This window comes from candidate division WOR-3 bacterium (assembly GCA_039801365.1).
Classification (GTDB): domain Bacteria; phylum Hydrothermota; class Tepidihabitantia; order Tepidihabitantales; family Tepidihabitantaceae; genus JBDRUN01.
In genome coordinates this window covers 503-19,793 of sequence record JBDRUN010000042.1, presented here as the reverse complement: position 1 = coordinate 19,793, position 19,291 = coordinate 503, and the positions used below count along the sequence as shown (strand labels likewise).

The following is a 19,291-nucleotide window of genomic DNA, read 5'->3' as shown; positions in this document are numbered from 1 at the left end:
GCTTGATCGGTGCGCTGGCGGTGATGGTATTCATGATAATCTACTACTCAGTGGGCGGAGTGCTGGCCGACCTGGCGCTGGTGTTCAACATATTCTTCCTACTGGCAGTTCTGGCCGGGCTTAGAGCTACATTGACTCTGCCAGGGCTCGCGGGCATTGCGCTGACCATCGGCATGGCAGTGGATGCCAATGTTCTTGTCTTTGAACGTATCCGGGAGGAGTTGCGCTGGGGCAAGACGCCTTTGGCTGCGGTTGACTCAGGCTACCAGCGGGCACTGGTGACAATCGTTGACGCCAATGCGACAACGGTAATCACTGCCATCGCTCTGTACTTTATCGGCTCCGGGCCGATACGCGGATTCGCGATTACCCTGATCTCAGGTCTGGTCATTAACGTTATCACCGCCGTATTCTTGACAAGGTTCATCTTCGACTGGTGGCTGGCAAGGTTTGAGGTCAGGAAGCTGAGGATATAGCAATGAGACTCATCGGCGAGACCAATATCCAGTTCGTTGCCCGGCGCAGGTTGTTCTTTGTGATTTCCGGTATCCTGGTACTGGCCAGCGTGGCCGTCATCGTGCTGAAGGGCGGGTTCAACTACGGCGTGGATTTCACTGGGGGTTCACTACTACAAGTGCGCTTCGAGCGACCTGTTTCCACGGATGCGGTGCGCGGTGCGCTCGCTGCCGCAGGCGAGGCGGGTGCGGCCATCCAGCGGGATGAATTCGGCGATTTCCTCATCCGCGTGAAGCCAAAGGCTGGCTCGGTCAGCACAGGGCTGTCCGAACGAGTGCGACGTCAGTTTGAGCAGACTCTCACAGGCAACAGCTTTGAGATTCTGCGCGAGGAAACGGTTGGGCCGCATATCTCTAAGGAACTGCAGGGTAAGGTACTCCTGGCCGTAATCATCGGAATGATCGGCATCCTCATCTACGTGAGCTTTCGTTTTGACCTGAGATTTGGAACTGGCGCAGTCCTGGCGCTCATCCACGATACCGTGATAACCCTGGGTTTGGTGGCTCTTTTCAACCGCGAGATGACGATAACCACCATTGCGGCGCTACTTACGATGATCGGCTACTCAGTCAACGACACCATCGTTGTGTCCGACCGCATCCGCGAAGACATCAAGAAGATGCGTAGGGAGAAGTTCGCCGACCTTGTGAACTTGGCCACAAACCAGGTGCTGACCCGCACCATCGTTACCGGGCTTACCACACTTTTTGTCACGCTGTCGCTGCTGTTACTCGGTGCCGCGGCCATCAGGGACTTCGCCTTCGTAATGACGGTAGGAATAGTCGTGGGGACCTATTCCTCGGTATTCGTCGTGGCGAATTTCGTGGTGGAGTGGGAGCAGAGGTTCCCCTCGAAGCAGCGGCGGTAGAGGCCGTCGCGACCGTGTCGGACAGGTCCGACTCTGTGTCGGTGGTTTCAGGGCGGTCGCGCTGGTTCTTCCTTCAGGCTCTGGTCGGCTCCGGCCTGTTCACGGGCTATTTCCCGATAGCGCCAGCTACGGTTACCAGTCTTTTCGTCCTGCCGGCGGCTTACTTTCTTGCCCCCAGGCCGCTCTGGCACGTCTTGTCCGTGCTGGTGGTGTTCTTCGTCGGGGTGCCAGTAGCGACGGCGCTGGAGAAGGTCTGGGGTACTGACCCTGGTCGGGTAACGATAGACGAGATTGCCGGTACGCTCATCACCTTCTTTCTGATTCCGGTTTCAGTCTGGGGGCTCGTCCCCGGGTTCTTTCTCTGGCGTTTCTTTGACATCGTCAAGTTGCCTTTCATCCACCGGTCCCAGCGGCTGCCCGGCGGTTGGGGCGTGATGATAGACGACGTTTTGGCCGGCATCTGCGCCAACATCGCCCTGCGTGCGCTTCTGTGGCTTACGGTCCGGCTCTGGCCCGCGGTCGGCCTACTGTTCTTGAGATGAAGTCCTTCTGGTCACACCGGTCCGGCTGGTCAGGCCTCGGCCGTCTGCTCCGGGAACGCGGTCTGACCTTGGCTACCGCCGAGTCGTGCACCGGTGGTCTAGTCGGCAGTCTCGTTACCGACGTGCCCGGCAGCTCGCATTACTACTGCGGCGGAGTTGTGGCGTACTCGAATGAAGTGAAGGTACGCCTCTTGGGAGTCCGGCGGGCCACGCTCAAACGCTACGGCGCGGTGAGTGCGCAGACGGCCACAGAAATGGCGGAAGGCGTACGCAATCGCACCGGCGCAGATATCGGGGTTGCTGTCACCGGCATTGCTGGGCCCGGAGGCGGCACCAGGAAAAAGCCAGTCGGGCTTGTGTATATTGCGATTGCAGCAGGGGCCAGCAGGAGTCAGCAGCCGGAACGCAGAAGGCCGAAAGCAGGTTTCGGTACGGGAAGACCAAGAGATAAGAGCCTGAGAGCAGAGGTAAGAAGTCAGGCATTCAGATTCAAGGGCGATAGGAAGACTATAAGGAGACGGGCGGCAGCGGCAGCGCTGGCGCTCGTCATGGAAGTGCTGAGTTCCGGATACGACAGCCGAACCGAATCTCGGGCACTGGTGCCTTGATAGAGGGTTTTCCGGCGTGAGAGCCTTCGTCGCGGTCGAGATTTCTGACCGCGTGCGGGATCAGATTCGGTTGCTACTGGAAAGTCTCAAGGTCGACCCTTCAGCCAGGGTGAGTTCTGTTCGGTGGGTCAGGCCCGAACAGATGCATCTGACGCTGGCGTTTCTGGGCGAGGTATCTCTTGATTTCATTGAATCTGCAAAGCAACGTCTGGCTGCCGTAAGCTCGGACCAGGCGTCATTTGTCTGCAAACTCAAGGGGTTGGGGGCATTTCCGAGCCTTGGCCGTGCCCGGGTCGTGTGGACTGGAGTAGAGGAGGGGAATGAACAGTTGAAGCAGCTTTATGGCGCGGTGGTGCGGGAGCTTGCGAAGGTCGGCTACGAGCCGGAAAAACGGCCTTTTAGTCCGCACCTGACCTTGGGCAGATTGAAGATTCCGGCAGATGTGCGACAGATGTGCGAGACGCGATTCGAGAGCGAGCGGTTTGGGATTGACCGGTTGGTGCTGTTTCAGAGCATCCTGAGGCCGGTTGGTGCTGAATACGTGAAGCTCGCTGATTGGGGATTGGGAGAAAAGACCCCAATCTCTTGACCTGTCGCCAGGTTCGCCTATAGTCAGTCGGAGGTTCTCATGTTCAAGCCTTCGCCCGTGTTCTGGATTGTGGCCGGGCTGGTGATTGCAGCCCTGGAGATGGTTGTACCCGGGTTTTTCATCATCTGGTTTGGTGTTGCTGGCGTCGTCACTGGCATCCTCGCCATATTCATCCGCAATCAGTGGGCCCAGTTTGGCATCTTTCTTGGGCTTTCCGCGGTGCTGGTCATGTGTTCGCGGCTGATTGCGCGGCGTATCACGAAACCGGAGCCGGAGCCAGTCGGCGCGATGCGGCTGGTTGGGGTTGAGGGTGTTGTGGTTCGCACCATTGAGCCCGGCAATCCAGGTCGGGTCAAGGTTATCGGCGAGGAGTGGCGGGCCGAGGCGAGCAGGGCTATTCCGGCCGGAACTAGAGTGAAAGTAGTCCGGGTGGAAGGTACGCGGGTGATGGTCGAGGAAGCAAGCGAAAGGAGTGAGCAATGATCGGACTGGTTATCGTCATATTTGTATTCCTATTCTTTCTTGCCCTCCTGGGCATCAAGATCGTCAGGCCGTACCAGCGGGCGTGTGTCGAGCGGCTGGGTCGGTATCAGCGCACGGTTCAGCCCGGCTTGAACTTCATCCTGCCATTTATCGAGCGGCTGATAAAGGTAGATATGCGCGAGCAGGTGGTGGATGTACCGCCGCAAGAAGTTATCACCAAGGACAACGCAACCGTAACTGTGGATGCCATCATCTACTATGAGGTCACAGACCCGGTGAAAGTCCTCTACAATGTGGCCAACTTTCGGCTGGCCACCATCAAACTGGCACAGACAAACCTGCGCAACGTGGTTGGTGACCTGACACTGGACGAGTCACTGACCTCGCGCGAGAAGATCAACGCCAAGCTCAGGGATGTATTGGACGAAGCCACAGATAAGTGGGGCGCGAAGGTGACGCGCGTCGAACTGCAGCGCATCGAGCCGCCCGGAGACGTGACCGAGGCAATGCACCGGCAGATGAAGGCCGAGCGCGACCGTCGCGCCATTGTGCTCGAGGCTGAGGGTGTGCGCCAGGCTGCGATTCTCAAGGCCGATGGTGAGAAACAGGCCCGGATTCTTCAGGCTGAGGGTCAGGCCGCGGCAATTCAGAAGGTGGCGGATGCAGACCGGTACAAGTTACTTACTGTTGCTGAGGGCGAGGGTCAGGCAATCGAGCGGGTGTATGGTGCAATTCACAAGGGCAACCCAACCCGCGACCTGATTGCCATCAAGTATCTTGAGGCTTTGGCCAAGATGGCTGATGGTCAGGCGACCAAGGTGTTTGTGCCTTATGAAGCAGCAGGGATACTGTCCGCGGTGTCCGTCATAGCCGAGGTGGTCCAGAACCGGAAGGAAGGCACCAAGGACCCCAAGAATCAAGGGGTATAGTATTCGAACCTCTGGCCCTTGAACCCTGGAACTATCAAGTCTTAGAGCCTTTCACCCCGTGTCTGACTGGCATCTGCTTGACGCTGATGAAGTCCTGACCCAACTTGGAACGGACCGCAGCCGCGGGCTTGAGCAAGCCGAGGCTCAAGCCCGACTCCGGCAGCACGGCCCGAATGTTTTGATTGAGCGCGGGGAGAGAGGCGCACTGGCGATTCTCAAAGACCAGTTTACGTCGGTTATGGTGCTGCTCTTGGTTGGTGCGGGCGTCGTCTCGGTGCTGCTGCATGAGTACACCGATGCCGGTGCCATTTTCGCCATCGTTGTGCTCAATGCGGTACTGGGGTTTATTCAGGAGTACCGGGCCGAACGGGCAATCCAGGCACTAAAGTCACTGGCGGTGCCGACGGTTCGCGTACGCCGGGGCGGGCATGTAGTCGAGATGTCGGCTCGAGACTTGGTGCCGGGTGACGTCGTGTTGCTTGAGGCCGGTTCACATGTGCCGGCTGATGGTCGGTTGCTCGAGACGGTCAACATGCGGGTCCAGGAGGCGGCGCTTACCGGTGAGTCTGAGCCGGTTGAAAAGATAGCCGGAGCGTTGCCGGCAGGAGACCGTGCGCTCGGGGACCGACGCAACATGGCCTACATGGGTACGGCAGTGGTCGGGGGCCGAGGCATCATGGTGGTGACAAGCACGGGGATGACGACCGAGCTCGGCCGTATAGCCGAGATGCTCCAGTCGGTTGAGCGTGAGCCCACACCACTCCAGCGCCGGATGGTTCAGCTCAGCCGTGGCCTGCTCTACGCAGTAGCTGGTCTTGTGGTTATTGTGTTCCTCGTCGGACTTCTGTACCACAAGGCCCATATCCGCGTACTGATACTTACTGCGATTTCGATGGCAGTGGCCGCGGTGCCCGAGGCTCTGCCCGCGGTCGTAACCATCGCGCTGGCACTTGGCGCCCAACGAATGCTCCGGCGGCGTGCGCTCCTGCGCAAGCTTCCAGCGGTCGAGACACTTGGTTCGGTGGACGTCATCTGTTCGGACAAGACCGGCACCCTGACCGAAAACCGGATGACGGTGACGGTGCTTGACGTTACCGGACATCGGCTTGAGGTTACGCCAGAGACCGGGCCGGGTGATGCGGCTGTTGCGCCGGCACTGGAACTGCTGCTCGCCGGCGGTGCCTTGTGCAACGATGCAGCCCTTGAAGTCGGTGAGGATGGACGGCACCGAGCCATTGGCGATCCAACCGAAGGCGCGCTGGTTGTAGCGGCAGCAAGATTTGGACTAAACAAGCCCGAGCTCGAGGCCATTCTGCCGCGCGTTGCCGAGGTGCCATTCACCGCCGAGCGTAAGCGGATGACGACCGTGCACCGAGTCACAAGACCCAAGGCACAAGTCATAGGGCCTGAGCCCAGAACACAGAGGCCCTGTATTACCCGGTCCATTGAGATGTTACGTCTTGGCGGCGAGTCTGATACCGGCTTCGTTTCGTTCACCAAAGGTGCAGTTGACGTCATTCTGTCTGATGCGACGTCGGTGCTTGATGGGCAGGCGGTTGTGCCTTTGACCGCAGACCGGCGGGTACGCATCGAGGCGGCGAACGACCAGCTTGCCCGGAGCGGCATGCGGGTGCTTGGGCTTGCGATGCGATTGCTGACTGAGTTGCCGGAGCGCTGCGATGCGGCGTTCGAGTCCGACTTGGTGTTCGTTGGTCTGGTGGCAATGATTGACCCGGCGCGGCCCGAGGTAAGAGATGCGGTCGCGACCTGCCGCACTGCCGGCATCCGGCCGATCATGATTACTGGCGACCACCCGTTGACCGCGCAGTACATTGCGCGGGAACTCGGAATCCAGAATGAACCGCCAAGAACAGCCGGAGCGTCGGCTATTCTCGAAACAGAATCCACTGTCCAGAACGTGGAACCCGGAATCCTGACCGGCACCGACCTTGCCCGGATGTCGGTTGCTGACCTTGAACCGGTGGTTGAGCAGACATCAGTCTTTGCCCGGGTTGCGCCCGAACACAAACTAGCCATTGTGCAGGCACTTCAGAACAGAGGTCACGTCGTGGCAATGACGGGAGACGGTGTGAACGACGCGCCGGCCCTGAAGAAGGCGGATATCGGTGTGGCAATGGGTATCACCGGCACCGACGTATCCAAGGAAGCGGCTGACATGGTTCTGCTTGACGACAATTTTGCCACCATCGTTGCTGCCGTAGAAGAAGGCCGGGTAATCTACGACAATATCCGCAAATTCCTGAAATACACCCTGACATCGAACGCAGGGGAGATATGGGTGATGCTACTTGCGCCATTCCTCGGCATGCCGATGGCACTGCTGCCGGTTCAGATTCTCTGGGTCAATCTAGTGACCGATGGATTGCCCGGCCTGGCCCTGACGGTCGAGCCGGCAGAGCGTGATACGATGCAGCGCCGGCCATACCATCCGTCGCAGAGTATTTTTGGCCGAGGCCTGGCAATTGACGTGATTTGGGTCGGTCTGGCAATGGGACTAACGTCGCTGGCGGTCGGCTTCTTCTCGTGGCTTGGAAATCACGACGGCAATTGGCAGACAATGATTTTTGCAACCCTGACGCTTGGCCAGATGGGAAATGCACTCGCAACTCGGTCTGAGATTGACTGGCCATTTGCGCGCGGGCGCAAGGCCAACCATGCGCTGACTGCAACGGTACTCCTGACGCTCGGGTTTCAGCTTGCAGTGACATATGTTCCGCTTCTGCAGCGGGTGTTTCATACCCGGCCACTCACCTTGCCTGAACTGGCGATTTGTCTTGTCGTCAGCACGCTTGTATTCTGGTTGATCGAGCTGGTCAAGTTCATCAAGCGGTCTTCAAGCCGGCGTTGCCGCATCGGGCTGTAGGTAATGGCAACAGGAGTATTGACGGACAACTGGGGGTGGTCTATAATTAGCCGCCTGGTTCAGGCGCTGGTATCGTTCTGCGCCTAAAGGGTTACGGTTCGAAGTCGGCAGCGGCCGCATGCTCAGCGCCGGAATCGGCAAACACACGTTTGATGAGAGGAAGTAAGCAAAAAGAGGAGGCTGTGTGAAAGGCAGAATCGGTCTAGTAGTCCTCGGGCTTGTGATTGCGGCTAGCGCATCCTTTGCGCTTCAGATAAGGACAATCGGCCCGGGCAAAATGCACCCAACATTCCAGGATGCGGCAGCCTGGCTTACCGCAAATTCGCCGCTCAGCGATGACATCGTGTTTGAGGTTTACTCCGGTACGTACACCGGCCAGACTAACATCCAGAGTTTCAGTCATAACGGCAAGTCGGTGACTTTCCGGCCGGCAAGCGGGCAGAACGTTGTCATCAATGCTGGTACAAGCTACGCTTTTTCCATCAGCTCGGTGAACCGAGTGAGGATAGAAGGACTAAGGCTGATCGGAGCGACGAGCTATGCGGTGTACCTCAATAATGCCGATACCTGCGTTATCAAAGGTTGTGTCATAAGGGCGGCGAACGGTGTCGGTATCGAGGGTTCTTCAGACTACGACTCGATCGTTGGGAACGACATTCGCGTGACGTCCAGTTACGGTATCTACATTACTTCTAGCTACACCAACTACTATATCCACGTTGCCAACAACTTTCTGGTGGGCTGGGCAAGCTACGGAATCTATGCCTACTCGCACTATTACACCGAGTTCTACTACAATACTATCTATACGACTTCGGGCAGTTACGCACTCCTTTCGTACTACGGTTACAATGAGAAGCAGCAGAACAACATACTCGTCTCGCCAAGCACCTACACTTACTATCGCTACTACGGAGATAATTTCCCTCAGGTATCCAACAACAACTGCTTCTGGCGGCTCGACGCCGGGACTTCGGTGATCTATAGTTATTCCTACGGCGCGCAGACTCTTGCTCAGTGGCGTTCGAGCACCAGCCGGGACCTTAACAGTATCAATGTTGACCCGCTCATTGGCGGCACGCTCAACCCGCATCTTAAGACCGGTTCGCCCTGTATTGGTGCCGGAGCGCCGGTAACTGGCATCACCAAGGACATTGATGGCGATACGAGGAAAAGCGGCACGCCGCCGAATGGACCGGACATTGGTGCGGACGAATACACCTCGGTGGGCGCGGCGATGTCAGGTACTTACACCATCAAACAGGATGGGACTGGCGACTTCAGGTCGTTTGACCAGGCGCTCGGCGCAGTTGTGCTGCGCGGTCTTGCCGGGAACGTGACATTCGACGTTTACTGCGGCGCATATTACGAGAACCTTGACATCCAGAGCATGCCGACCGGCACATACTCGGTTACATTCCAGGCGTTTGAGGCCACGGACGGGCCCCATCTTGTAACACTACATGCGGGCGGCGCGTCCTATGCAGTTTATATGCGTGATGTGAGCCGCATCCGGTTCAAGAACATCAACGTGACCGGGTTCACCAGTTACGGGTTCTACCTGACCTACAGCAATACGAGCATTGGCGCAGACAAGAACGTCATCCAGGGTTGCCGCATCAGCGGGCCAAATGGTATCTACATCAGTGACTACTGCGACGACGACAGCATCGTCGGCAATGACATTTCTGTCACGTCGAGCTATGGCATCTTTTTTGACGGCAGTGCGTACCAGTACCGTACGGTCATCATCAATAACTTCATCTACGGTTGGACAAGCTACGGCATCTACGCTTACTACCACTACGACACCGAGCTTTACTTCAATACCATTTACTCGGCCTCGGGTAGTTATGCGTTCTACGACTACTACGGCTACAGCAGCAGTCCGCCCACGGTGGCTAAGAAATACAAGAACAACATCTATTACAGCTCGAGCTATTGCTACTATACTTACTACGGAACTCAACCGCCGACCGAGTCGGACAACAACTGCTTCTGGCTGAGCGGCGGCGGTACGTCGGTCATTTACGACCAAGGCACGGCCCGGACTCTGGCGAGCTGGCAGAGCACGCGGAACCGGGACCTGGCGAGTATCAATCAGGACCCGCTGGTTACGTCGACGGGTAATATGCATATAAAGCCGGGTTCGCCCTGCATCGGCAAGGGTACGGTGATTACCGGCGTCACCACAGACATAGATGGCGACACGCGCAAGTCTGGTACCCCGCCGAACGGGCCGGACATCGGCGCGGACGAGTACGTGGCCAAGAGCCCGCTCTCAGGTACCTACACCATCAAGCAGGACGGCACCGGCGACTTCCGCAGCTTCCGTGAAGCGGTGAACGCAGTGTTTGCCCAGGGGCTGGGCGATGCGGTCGTATTCAACGTCTACTCCGGAATCTACCTTGAGAACCTTGTCATCGAGAATCTGCCGACCAATACCTATCCGGTAACATTCCAAGCTGCGCCAGGCCAGACGGTGACGCTCGACGCGGGCAACACGTCCAATGCGGTGTATATGCGCGACGTGAACCGGTTCCGGTTCAAGGGCATTACTGTGACCGGGTTTACGAGTTACGGGTTCTACCTCGGCTATATCTCGACTAGCTATGGTGCAGACAAGAACGTCATCCAGGGTTGCCGCATCAGCGGGCCAAATGGTATCTACGTGGATGCGTACTGCGATGACGACTCGATTGTTGGTAACGATATTGGGGTTACTTCCAGCTACGGTATCAACCTTACCAGTACCAATTACCGGTATCGTACGGTTATCATCAACAACTTCATCTACGGTTGGACTAGCTACGGCATCTACGCGTACTACCACTACGACACTGAGCTGTATTATAACACCATCTACTCGACCTCGGGCAGCTATGCGTTCTACGACTACTACGGCTACAGCAGTAGTCCTCCCACGTTCGGTAAGAAATACAAGAACAACATCTATTACAGCTCGAGCTATTGCTACTATACTTACTACGGAACTCAACCGCCGACCGAGTCGGACAACAACTGCTTCTGGTTGAGTGGCGGCGGTACGTCGGTTATTTATGACAATGGCACGGCTCGTGACCTTGCGAGCTGGCGTAGCGCCCGGAGCCGGGATCTGGCGAGCATCAACCTGAATCCTCAGATCATGAGCAGCACAGACCTGCACGTATCCGGGTTCTCGCCCTGTATCGGCAAGGGCGCGGTAATTACCGGTGTCACTACCGACATAGATGGCGACACGCGCAAGTCCGGCACCCCGCCGAACGGGCCGGACATCGGCGCGGATGAGTTCGCGGGCACGAACCGGATGAGCGGTACCTATACCATTAAGAAGTCCGGCGGAGACTATGCCTCGTTCGGTGCCGCGATTACCGACATGAGACGCCGCGGAGTCAGTGGTCCGGTAACTTTCGAGGTTTACACCGGTACGTACAACGAAGCGATTTCGCTTGCGGGGCTGATGACCCCGTATTCGGTCACTTTCCAGGCGCATGAGACCCCGGACGCGGTTGATAACGTGACGCTGAATGCGGGCGGTGCGAGCTACGCGGTGTACCTTGTTGACGTACGGCGGTTCCGGTTCCGCAAACTCACCGTGACCAACTATGCAAGCTATGGATTCTACCTGTATGGTCAGAGTTTCGACGTCGGGGCTGATACCTGTCTGATTGAGGGCTGCAAGATTGTCGGCCCGAACGGCATCTACATCGGCCAGTACTGCGACGACGACTCGATTATCGGCAACGACATCCGGCCGAACGGCTCAAACAATACCGGCATCAACATTACCGGGTACAGCGACGCCAACTACTACTGCAAGCGTACGGTCATCGCCAACAACTTTATCAACAGCTCCAACTCGCCCTATTATGCTCTTTACTTCTACTACCACGACTTCACCAACGTTTACTACAACACTTGCTACGGCAACTACAGCCAGCAGTTGGTGCGTGACTACTATGGCCGATACGGGACGTACAAGAACAACATCTACGACCAGCTCGGCACCGGCTACATCTTCTACTGGTACTACGGGTCCAACCTGACGACTGACTACAACTGTTACTGGAGACCTTCGGGCGGCTCGTTCATCTATTACTCTGGTTCTGCCTACACCTGGGCGACTAGGCCATCCTGGTTTGACCCGAACGGCATCAATCAGGACCCCCAGGTTGGCGGATACATGGACCTGCACCTCAAGGGGACCTCGCCCTGCATCGGCAAGGGCACGGCACTTTCCTGGCCGACCAAGGACTTTGATGGTCAGGACCGGGGCTCGACTGTTGACATCGGTGCGGATGAATGGACTTATCCGGGTGCAGCGATGTCGGGGGTCTACACCATAAAGCAAGACGGCACGGGTGACTTCCGCGACTTCAACGAGGCGCTAGGCGGCATTGTTCTGCGCGGTATGGCCGGTAATGTCATCTTTGATGTGTACGCCGGAACTTACACTGGTAAGGTCACCATTGAAGGGATCAACAACCCGTACCGCGTCACTTTCCGGGCACACGAAACTGCGGATGGTTACGATGAGGTCATCGTCTCAAGCGGCAGTGACTACGGCTTCAATCTGCGCGACCAGAGCGACTTTGCTTTCCGTAACCTTATTGTCCGTGACTTCACAAGCTACGGGTTCTACCTGCAGCACGTTGACGTCTATACCGGCTGCGACCGGGTGACAATTGCCGGGTGCAAGATCTATGGGCCGAACGGCATCTACCTGCACTACGGTGCGGACGACGACTCGATACTCGGCAACGAGATCAAGGTAACTTCGAGCTACGGTATCTACCTGTACGGGTACAGCTCCTACTACAGCAAGCGCAACGTCATTGCGAATAACTTCATCTACGGGTTTACGTCGCGCGGTGCCTATCTGTACTATCACGATGAGACCAAGCTCTACTACAATACCATCGTCAATCTATCATCCTCGAACTACTATTTGGTCGAGGATCAGTCCGGATTCTTCATGCAATCCCGCAACAACATCCTCTACCAGCAGACTTCTGGTAACTACTGCTACTACAAGAACAGCGGCAACACACTTTCCTCGAACTACAACTGTTTCTTCAATAATGGTACGAGTACCATCGCTTACTACAACGGCTCGTCCTATACCTGGGCAACCTGGCGGAGTTCGCTTGGGATGGACCTGAACGGCGTCAACGCAAATCCGCTGTTTGTGTCCAACTCGGACCTGCATCTGCAGCCGGGTTCGCCCTGCATTGATGTGGCAACACCAATTACCGGCATCACGACCGACATTGACGGCCACGGCCGCGGTTCAAGGCCGGACATCGGTGCGGACGAGCTGTACCGCGATATCACCGTAGACCAGGTCAACATCCCGACCGGCCTTATCCCGCTGTTCGTGCCGGTTACTCCACAGGTACATGTCAAGAACATCGAGGGCCCGGCTGCGACGGTTGATCTTGTCTTCAAGGTGTTCAAGGGCGCGACTGAGGTACACTCCCAGACCAAGACCGGCGTCACGCTCAACCCGTCAGAGGAGAAGACAGTCAGTTTCGACAATACCTGGACCCCGAGTCAGCCGGGTGCAGACTACACTACCGTGTGCTGGCACAGCTTGACTCCAGACGGTGCATCGGCCAACGATACCGCGCGCGGTACAGTCGAGGTTGCGACGATTGACGTCGAGATTCTCGAAATGGTACAGCCAACCAACTGGGTTGTGCAGGGTACCGATGTGTACCCGGAGTTGCGGCTGCGCAACAACGGTCAGTTTGCAGCAAACGTGACCGTGCTGTTCACGATTGACGACAACCCGCCGCAAGGCGATGCAGTGCGCAAGGATGCGGCACAGGAAGACGCCATCGTTTACAGTGAAGTCCGTTCGCTGAACATCCCGGCTGGCCAAGAGCTGCCCCTGGTCTTTGATGCCGCGTGGCTTGCCGAAGACCTCGGCAATTACTACGCCAAGGCATACCACTGGCTGACCAATGACCAGAACCGTCACAATGACACGATTGATCGCTACTTTGAGGTGATCTCGGGGATTGACCACGACGTCGGTGCTACCGCGATTCTCGCTCCGACTGGTATACTATTCCCGGGTGAAGAGGTCTTCCCGAAAGTCCGGGTCAAGAACTACGGCGAAGTCGCCGAACCCACGGTGCCAGTCCGGGTCAGAATCACCGGCCCGGCCGATGCCGAGGTGTACAACGAGGTCATGACCGTAAGCCTGGGTCTGAACGAGGAGAAGGATGTAACCTTTACAAAGGGTTGGACTCCGGCTGACCTGGGTGACTATGCTGTTGTCTGCAGTACCGAGATGGCATATGACAACGAGTTCGAAAACGACGCGACACACGGCACCTGTACGGTTGTGGAGCGTCCGCCATGGCCTGAGGGCTGGACCGAAGTTCGGTCTGTACCGACTGAGCCCACCAGCAAGGCCGTAAAGGACGGAGCTTGGCTTGCGGTTGGCCCGGACCAGACTGACGAGGGCGAGGTCATCTACGTTGCCAAGGGCAACAAGACGACCGACTTCTACAAGTACTACCCGACCGACGGTGACTCCGGTACTTGGCAAGAGCGGGCACCGATTCCGGCTCTGGAAGACGGTCGGACCAAGCCGCCGTCCAAGGGCTGCGTCGGAGTGTCGGACGGCGAGCGGTATGTGTACATGACCAAGGGCAACAACACCCTCGGGTTCTGGCGCTACGACATCACGACGAATCAATGGGACAGCATGGGCGGCGTTGGTGTGCCGCTTGGTAAGTACAACAAGAAGGTCAAGGGTGGTACCGACATGGTGTTTGCCACCTACAAGGACACCGGTTGCGTGTACCTCCTGAAGGGGTACAAAACCGAGTTCTATCGGTACAACCCGGTGGCTGGCAGATGGGACACCCTGCCTGAAGTGCCGTACGGTGCGAACAAGCAGAAGTACGACAAGGGCTCATTCCTTGTCTATGACGGCTTGAACACAATCTACGCGCACCAGGCAAAGTACTTTGACCGGTCAGATAATCCGCACCACTTCATGTTCCGCTACGACGTGGCTGCTGACTCCTGGTACAAGACCGCACTGCCGGGTATGCCGGTTTACGGTCTTGAAGGCGGTCGGTACAAGAAGAAGAAGTCAGCGGACGGTGCGGCGGGCGTGTGGACAGGCGGGTATCTCTACGCACTCAAGGGCGGCAATACGCAGGGCTTCTTCAAGTACTTCCCGGGCGCGGATACCTGGACCCAGCTCGATACAGTCCCGGGTAACGGCTCGTTCGGCAAGAAGAAGCGCGTGAAGTCGGGCGGCGACCTTGTTGCCTACGGAGCAGCGTTCTTTGCCTTGAAGGGTAACAAGTGCTACGAGCTGTGGCGGTACGTCGAGCCGATTGCCGCTTACGGCTTGCCGCTTGCAGCGAGTCGCTTTGGAGTCCAGGCCGGGCTGAGTGCTCAGGGCTCAGGCTTCATCGTCTCGCCGAATCCGATTGCCAGCGGCTGGGCAACGCTGCGGTACAGTCTGCCTAAGGCCGGGCCGATTGCGGTGACGGTGTTCGACATTGCGGGCCGGGCAGTGCTGCGTCAGGCGTATGGTGTGGGCCGGAGTGCATCGAGCATTCCGCTTGACCTGCGCAGCCTGACGAACGGCATCTATTTGGTCCGGCTTGATGCCGAGGGCTACACCGCGACGCAGAAGCTCGTAGTGCAGAGATAGAACCGATACCGGTCCAAGCGGACCGACTTGGCAGGGGCGGCTTATGGCCGCCCCTGCTGATTTTGGGAGTGCTGACTTGATTGTGCTTTTCGGAAAAAGCAGCGGCAGAGGGGTTATACTACAATCTAAGCTTGCGGCCGCTAGGCTATTCTTGCTCCATTAGCGCGCATGACTATGGCGTGCGTGTTGTGGCGTTTGGCGAGCCGGTTTCCATCTCAATTCCTGGCCGGGCAGGCTGCCGAACATTGTTCTGGTTCGACGATTCAGAAACCGGCTGACGACTGCGTTCAAGTGCATGGCCTTGTGCTTCCTGAATCTGAGTCTTGGCCTGAACCTGTGCTGGAAGGTTTGTATGCAAGCCAACCGCTTGTTCTATGAAGAGTTAGGTTGGACGCTGGGGAGGAACATGAAGGAGAATTCAGACTACACAATCACGACGAGCCTCGGTGGGGGAGTCACTCCCCGAGTCAGTCTCGGGGGCAAGAACGATGCTAGCGGTTCAGCGGGCTGCTGCCGGGTAGTTGCAGCGTTAACTCGGCATTCTCCGTGTACTTACGCGATACGGGTGACAGACCCACAACTGATGTCGGTTACGCCGAAAGGGCAGGCGCCATGTGGCGCTAGTCAAACTTCACAAACTTACAAAGAAGCGTGCCGTGCCGGCCGCGGGCGAAATAGACTCCGCAGAGCAGGACCGTGACTAGGTTCAAGTCATGGCATAGCTCGGTCGCGACTATTCGGCATTGCTAGAGACTGGAGCCGGTTTCTTCTCGGCTACTACAAGACATCTCCTGCGAGACAGCTTGACACCGACCAGAGTAGGTCTAGACTTTAGAGAAGTGGAGGTCTGTTGAACCGTCTTCTCATTTGTCTGATGCTTGCATTAGCAACAAGTGCGTTCGCAGGCGACACCATGTGGACCCGAGTTTACAGTTCTGGTCAGGGTGCACTGCCGGCAAAAGTCAGGTGTCATGGAGATACTATATACGTTGCCGGGTCGGCGACGCTGTCCAGTACGATGCAGGCGTTCTTGCTCAAGTATCTGGCTGACGGTACCCTGGAGTGGGCTGTGCCGGTGAGCTTCTCCTTCTTCAGCAACGTGACGGGCCTGGCTCTGGGGCCGGATGGATGTCCAGTGCTGGGAATGGATATCGGATACGGTACGGCAGTTGCCGGAGTTGCCAAGTTCAGCTCAGACGGAGAGACGCTCTGGACGCGCTCGTTTCCTGCCTCGGCTATTAGCGGAGTCGCAGTCAGCGGCAACGGCGATGTTTTCGGTTTCGGCACGAAGGGAAACCCGATACAGGACAGCGTGTGGGTTGCAAGAATTTCGACTGGTGGCAGTCTGCTGTGGCTTCGAAGCTACCGGCTTGGAGCTGCTCATCAGGTTCACGGTTTTGGGGTTGACAGTGCCGGCCACTCAATGGCGTTGCTGCGAGTCAGTAGCAACGGCGACCGTCCTGCTGGTCCTACCATCATGAAGTTTGGCACCAACGGCGAGACGCTCTGGGTCAAGACCTATTCTAGCATCCCGAATCCGGTCAGCATGACCGTGGCCCCGAGTGGCGTTGCGTTTGTGCTCGACGCTAGCAGTGTCAAGAAGGTGAGGTCAGACGGAAGCGTTGCCTGGTCGGCCGGCGTTCCCTCGGGCGCGCTTGCGTCAGACGTCGGCTTTGACGACGCCGAAAACGTCTTCGTGGCCTATACCGACAACCGGCCCGACATTCGTGTCCGGAAGTATGACGCGCAGGGCAGTCCGCAGTGGACAATGGGCTGTGTGCGACCCGGTCAGGATCAGGCGATGACAGTGACGACTGACGTGTTTCGCCGGCCGGTTGTGTCCGGGCTTACCGTGGAGCCGGATATGCGCGTCATCACGGTCAAGTTCGTGTCAGTACCGGGTCTGACCGAACAGTCCTGCGTTTCACTTGACCGCGTGTCTGCCACGACCGCGATCGCTTCCGGTGAGTTTGAATGCCGAGTTGTCAGGGCGGGACGATATCTGCTCACCCTGTTTGACGAGTGTGGCCGGTTGACATCACCGCCCCTCATCCTTGACCTGACGGAGGGACGGAATAGGGTCAGGCTGCCGAAGTTCTCTTCCGGTGTGTGCTTTGCCGTGTTGAGGGGAGAGGGAATTGTTGGCCTCATTCGCGTTGTCCATATGAAGTAAGGGAGAAAAATCTTGACACTAGGCATACCGTGGGCATAATTACACCGGGTTACGTCCCAAACTTGAGCCCAATGGCAAAGACGCTGTGCAGAGTCCGTGCACCTACTGCCGGACCATTGATCGCGGTTCTTGGATTAGAAAGGCAACCCATGAGGAGTGAAGTCGAAGAAAGGAGACTGCGATGAGATATATCATCTGCCTAGTAACGCTTGCAACACTTGTCTACGGAGTCGGGGCCGAGCGACAGTTTCCGCCGGCCGCGGTGAACTCCAGCCCGGACGGGAGCGCCGAGTTCAGATTGCCGCCGTCAGGCAATCCCGAGCTTGATGCGATCATCTGGACATACCAGACCCCTTATCCGTACGTCAATGGTACCCATCGGGCAGCGGCCTGCACCGATGGTTCTTACTACTACCTCTTGGGCGGGTGGAACCTTCCGGTAGACCCAACCGCAGCGCTGGCCAGCGTGTATCGTTACGACCCGGTGACCAACTCTTGGACGCAGATGGCGGACATGCCGGGGCAGAATACCAATCATGTCGCCATTTACCACCCTGGAGTGCACAGAATCTACGTTGTCGGTGGCTATGATTTCAACGTAGGAGCGAAGAATGTGAACTGGGAGTATAACATCGCCACCAATACGTGGACGACTAAGGCTCCATTTCCGCTTACGTGCTACGGCACGGCTGGCTGGGCCTATGGCGACTATATCTACGTCACAGCCGGGTACGGTTATAGCCAGTTCTATCGTTACAACGTGTATACCAATACCTGGGAAGAATTGGCCACTCGGCCCTACTCAGAGAGTCACGGAGCTTTGGTTGAGGTCGGTGGGAAGCTGTACAGCATTGGTGGCTGGCCTCGTTCTGAGAACTGCGCAATGTACGACCCCATCACTAATACTTGGACGACTCGTGCTACGATGCCCACGAACACGGGCGGACACGGTCTTGGCGTGGCACCTTTTGTTGGCAAGGTCTACGTATATGGTGGTGCTTGGGACGGTTTCCCTTGGGTGTGTTTGAACGCTGCCCGTGTCTATGACCCGCTCACCAACACGTGGACATCGGAAACGCCGCTGCTGCAGGTGGCTGGCGGGAGTTCAATTAGCGGCGGTCTTGGTCCGTACATGTACTATACGTCCAGCGCCAGTTATCCCAACCCGCCGAACTTTCACATGCGTGGTCAGTTTCCGGACGTGCACAATGTGGCGCTGACCAAGATATTTGCGCCGGCCGGTGCAGTGGACAGCGGTTCGACCATTACACCGCAGGTTGAGATTCGGAACCTAGGCACTTATGTTGAGAACAATTTCTATACCTATATGCAGATCGAGGGTAGGCCCGTGGAGGGTGTCCTGGTCAGCTCAATTGGCATTGGTGCTGCTGACACGCTGGAATTTCCCGATGTTACGCTCCACGGCCGGGACAGTATGGGCGTGACCGCGTGGACTTATCTCTCCGGCGATCAGATTCCTGCTGACGACACGCTCAGCCAGAAGTTCCTTGTCAGGGTCAAGGACGTTGCGGTGAGCCAGATAATGTGGCCTGGTCCGCACCCGTACGACACGCTGCCGCCGGATACGGTTCTCTATCCGCGTTGCCAGGTCTGGAACCTTGGCAACCAGAGCCAGACTTTCAACGTCCAGTTCCGCATTGGCGCGTATGAGAACACGGTGACGGTCAGCAACCTGTTGCCGGGTGGTGCGCGGTACGTGACTGCGCTTGCGCCGTACACGACCGTGCCGGGCGTATGGATTCACACGGTTGAGGCGATTCTTGCTGGTGACCAGCACCCGGATAACAATGTGCTGACCGACACGTTCTTTGTTCCGGGTACGGTGCAGCACGACGTTGCGGCCGAGGCGATAGTATCGCCGGTTGGCAACATTGATACCATCCACACAGTGCACTGTCGGGCTCGGGTGGCAAACTACGGCGGTGACAATGAGACATTCTGGACCTGGTTCTCGGTTACCGACACGTGCACTGACAGGCTGGTGTATCGTGAGT

Annotated in this window: 10 protein-coding genes and 1 pseudogene; all 11 read left to right on the top strand. The window is 57.3% G+C overall.

Going from position 1 to position 19,291, the window contains the following annotated elements; all coding sequences use genetic code 11:
* Positions 1-476 (top strand): MMPL family transporter (locus ABIL25_06635; protein MEO0081952.1); only part of this gene is annotated, 476 nt, incomplete at its 5' end.
* 2 nt (positions 477-478) lie between these two features.
* Entirely contained in the window at positions 479-1,384 is a 906-nt protein-coding gene (gene secF, locus ABIL25_06630; protein ID MEO0081951.1) for a protein translocase subunit SecF, read from the top strand.
* Positions 1,385-1,419: 35 nt separating this feature from the next.
* Positions 1,420-1,926: a phosphatidylglycerophosphatase A gene (locus tag ABIL25_06625; GenBank protein ID MEO0081950.1), complete on the top strand. Its 507-nt coding sequence runs from the start codon at positions 1,420-1,422 to the stop codon at positions 1,924-1,926.
* Positions 1,927-1,967: 41 nt separating this feature from the next.
* Positions 1,968-2,300 (top strand): annotated as a pseudogene (locus tag ABIL25_06620) (nicotinamide-nucleotide amidohydrolase family protein).
* A 250-nt stretch (positions 2,301-2,550) separates the two neighbouring features.
* Positions 2,551-3,123: an RNA 2',3'-cyclic phosphodiesterase gene (gene thpR, locus ABIL25_06615; GenBank protein ID MEO0081949.1), complete on the top strand. Its 573-nt coding sequence runs from the start codon at positions 2,551-2,553 to the stop codon at positions 3,121-3,123.
* Between the two features lie 39 nt (positions 3,124-3,162).
* Complete coding sequence (locus tag ABIL25_06610; GenBank protein MEO0081948.1) at positions 3,163-3,606, top strand: NfeD family protein; 444 nt, start codon at positions 3,163-3,165, stop codon at positions 3,604-3,606.
* Positions 3,603-4,535 carry an SPFH domain-containing protein gene (locus tag ABIL25_06605; GenBank protein MEO0081947.1) on the top strand — a complete coding sequence of 311 codons (933 nt, stop codon included), beginning with the start codon at positions 3,603-3,605 and terminating at the stop codon, positions 4,533-4,535. The genes ABIL25_06610 and ABIL25_06605 overlap by 4 nt, the downstream gene beginning before the upstream one ends.
* A 58-nt stretch (positions 4,536-4,593) precedes the next feature.
* Positions 4,594-7,419 carry a cation-translocating P-type ATPase gene (locus ABIL25_06600; protein MEO0081946.1) on the top strand — a complete coding sequence of 942 codons (2,826 nt, stop codon included), beginning with the start codon at positions 4,594-4,596 and terminating at the stop codon, positions 7,417-7,419.
* Between the two features lie 184 nt (positions 7,420-7,603).
* The gene (locus ABIL25_06595; protein MEO0081945.1) at positions 7,604-15,103 is read left to right on the top strand and encodes a right-handed parallel beta-helix repeat-containing protein; all 7,500 of its coding nucleotides are present in this window, start codon (positions 7,604-7,606) and stop codon (positions 15,101-15,103) included.
* An 850-nt stretch (positions 15,104-15,953) separates the two neighbouring features.
* On the top strand, positions 15,954-17,276 hold the full coding sequence (locus tag ABIL25_06590; GenBank protein MEO0081944.1) for a hypothetical protein: 1,323 nt from the start codon (positions 15,954-15,956) through the stop codon (positions 17,274-17,276).
* A gap of 181 nt (positions 17,277-17,457) precedes the next feature.
* Positions 17,458-19,291, top strand: a 1,834-nt coding sequence (locus ABIL25_06585) for a kelch repeat-containing protein (protein ID MEO0081943.1), incomplete at its 3' end; no start/stop codon positions are given.